This is a genomic window from Streptomyces sp. NPDC087428, from assembly GCF_044744085.1.
Lineage (GTDB): Bacteria > Actinomycetota > Actinomycetes > Streptomycetales > Streptomycetaceae > Streptomyces.
Genome location: NZ_JBIUXR010000041.1, coordinates 1 through 2633, shown reverse-complemented (window position 1 = coordinate 2633; position 2633 = coordinate 1). Strand labels below are relative to the sequence as shown.

Below are 2633 nucleotides of genomic sequence, written 5' to 3'. Positions count from 1 at the left end.
ACGAAGGCACTCGCACTGCCCGCCACACCCGCATGATCAAAACGCCGACCGCAACCTCAACACGCCCTCGCCCCAACCATGCACGAGGTCGTAAGAGCTCGTAACACGATCACGATCCGGGCTTCTTGAGGCGTGTCCACGCACGCGCGGGGCGTTGGCGGTGCGCGCCCCGACGACGCGATGTCCTTCGGGGCACGCGGCAGGGGTTCGGGTTCAGGCGTTGTAGCCGCCGTGGGCGTCCAGCACCGCGCCCGTGACGTACGACGCGGCGGGGCTCGCCAGGAAGGCGATCGCCGCGGCGATTTCGGCGGGGTGCCCCATGCGTTGCAGGGACAGCGAGCTGAGCAGGGCCTTGAGGGTGTCGGGGTCCGGCGGTTGCATGCCGCTGTCCATCAGCCCGGCTTCCACGACGTTGGCCGTGATGTCGCGGGGCCCGAGGTCCCGTGCGACCCCCATGGTGTACCTCTCGATGCCTGACTTGGTCGCCGAGTAGTCGGCAACGCCCGGGACGCCGACCCGGGAGCCCAGTCCGGAACTCACCGTGATGATGCGGCCGCCCGTGCGCAGCACTCGGGAGGCGGCCCGGATGACGGCGATCACGCCGAGGTAGTTGGTGGCGTGCATCCGGTCCAGTGCGGCGGTGTCGGCGTCCGGGTCGTCCACCGTGCGGCCCTGCTCCACCGAGATCGCCGCGTTGTTGACGAGGATGTCCAGACCGCCGAAATGCGCGACCACGTCGTCGATCAGCGTCGGCGCCCGGCTCGTGTCTGCCTGGTCGGACTTGAAGGCGACGGCCTTGGCTCCCTTGCCGTGCACCTCGTCGACGACGGCCTGCGCCTGCTTCTCGGAGCTGACGTAGGTGAAGGCGACGTCGGCGCCCTGCTCGGCCAGCAGCCGTACGGTCGCGGCTCCCAGTCCGCGCGATCCCCCGGTGACCAGGGCGACCTTGCCCGTGAGTGGCTTGCTCATTCTTCTCACCTCGTTGATTGGTCCCTTCCGGCAGTCGCAACGTTAATTGTTACGACAGCTCGTTGCAACCTTCACTGTTACGACTTCCGTATCATGAAGCGTTGTGACCGAGAGGAGGAGCCCATGAGCGCAAACAGCAGACTGACCATCGCCGCCCACGCGCTGACCTGGATCGGTCTCTACCAGCGCCAGGGCCATGAGGTAGCCACCTCCGAGCAGATCGCGACCAGCGCGAACACCAACCCCGTGGTGATCAGACGGCTGCTCGGCGAGCTGCGCAGGGCCGGGCTCGTGGAGTCCCGGCGGGGCGTAGGCGCGGGCTGGTCGCTGGCACGCGAGCTGAAGTCGATGACCCTGCTCGACGTGTACGAGGCAGTGGAACCCGGCCCGCTGTTCGCAATGCACCGCACCACCCCGGACCAGGGATGCGTGGTGGGTCACGGCATCCAGCCGGCAATGCAGAGCATCTACGAGGGCATCGATGAGACCCTGAGACACGAGCTGTCCCGCGTCACGCTCGAGAACGTACTCCAGGACGTACTCGCGGCACCTCGCTAGCCTCCCCGTTACGCCCCGACATCACCAAGATCCCCATCTAAGCCCAGGCCAGCGAACAGCCTGGCAACCAGTCACGCCGAAGACCGTTGCAGTATCAGACCGTTTCCTACGAGCTCGTAACTTGATCTTGTTGCAGTGCCCTGGTCCGGCGTGACCGATGTGGCGATTCCGCCGTTCGGGAGGATGCGAGCACCCGGCCATGGATCGTGGACGACGACTTGTGGGAGCTGATCGAGCCGCTACTGCCGTCCTGGCCGGAGAAGTCGCCGGGCCCACGGCCGGTGGCGGACCGGCTGTGTCTGCAGGGCATCCTGTACGTCCTGCACAACGACATAGCCTGGCAACTCCTAGCGCTGGAACTGGGGTTCGGTTCGGGGCAGACCTGTTGGCGGCGCCTGGAGCGGTGGCAGCAGGCCGGGGTCTTCGACCAACTGCACCGCATCCTGCTCGCCGAGCTGAACGCGGCCGGCGAACTCGACTGGTCCCACGCATGCGTGGACGGCTCCCACATCCGCGCGAAAAAGGGGGCGCCGACACTGGTCCGTCGCCGGTCGACCGACGGAAGACGGGCAGCAAGCACCACCTGATCCGCGACGGACGCGGCACCCCGCTCAAGGTCATCACCACCGCGGCCAACGTCAACGACGTCACCCAGACCCTCGCCCTGGTCGACGGCATCCCGCCCGTGGCCGAACGGCGCGGGCGCCCGCGCCGTCGCCCCGACTCGCTCCTCGGTGACAAGGGCTACGACTCCAACCCCGACCGCCGAGAGCTGTGCAAGCGGCGGATCTTGCCGGTCATCTCCCGCAAGGGCGTCCCAAGCATCAAGGGCTTGGGCAAGCTCCGCTACGTCGTCGAGCAGACCTTCGCCTCGCTCCACCAGTCCAAACGCCTTGCCGTCCGTTGGGAACGCCGAACCGAACTCCACGAAGCCTTCGTCTCGTTGGCCTGGAGCCTCATCTGCTGGAGACGCCTCAAGAAGGCCCGCCCATGATCGTGTTACGAGCTCTAACGACCTCGTGCATGGTTGGGGCGAGGGCGTGTTGAGGTTGCGGTCGGCGTTTTGATCATGCGGGTGTGGCGGGCAGTGCGAGTGCCTTCGTGTG

The 2633-nt window shown here is 67.0% G+C and carries 3 protein-coding genes; 2 read left to right on the top strand and 1 reads right to left on the bottom strand.

What is annotated here, in order from left to right:
* Positions 1 to 213: 213 nt before the first annotated feature.
* Positions 214 to 969, bottom strand: a complete 756-nt coding sequence (locus tag ACIO3R_RS39515; RefSeq protein WP_402111954.1) for an SDR family NAD(P)-dependent oxidoreductase — start codon at positions 967 to 969, stop codon at positions 214 to 216.
* Positions 970 to 1092: 123 nt separating this feature from the next.
* On the opposite strand from ACIO3R_RS39515, the gene ACIO3R_RS39510 reads away from it, so the two are divergent.
* Together ACIO3R_RS39510 and ACIO3R_RS39505 are read left to right on the top strand one after the other, a co-directional pair.
* Complete coding sequence (locus tag ACIO3R_RS39510) at positions 1093 to 1527, top strand: Rrf2 family transcriptional regulator (RefSeq protein ID WP_385035780.1); 435 nt, start codon at positions 1093 to 1095, stop codon at positions 1525 to 1527.
* Between the two features lie 203 nt (positions 1528 to 1730).
* Positions 1731 to 2521, top strand: a protein-coding gene (locus ACIO3R_RS39505) for an IS5 family transposase (protein ID WP_385035783.1) whose coding sequence is annotated in 2 segments (ribosomal slippage) — positions 1731 to 2046 and positions 2046 to 2521 — 792 coding nt in all. Because the reading frame shifts where the segments join, the coding sequence is not laid out codon by codon here.
* Positions 2522 to 2633: the final 112 nt, after the last annotated feature.

Coding starts and splice junctions, on each gene's coding strand:
- ACIO3R_RS39515 (WP_402111954.1), bottom strand. CDS start 969: ATGAGCAAGCCACTCACGGGCAAGGTCGCCCTGGTCACCGGGGGATCG.
- ACIO3R_RS39510 (WP_385035780.1), top strand. CDS start 1,093: ATGAGCGCAAACAGCAGACTGACCATCGCCGCCCACGCGCTGACCTGG.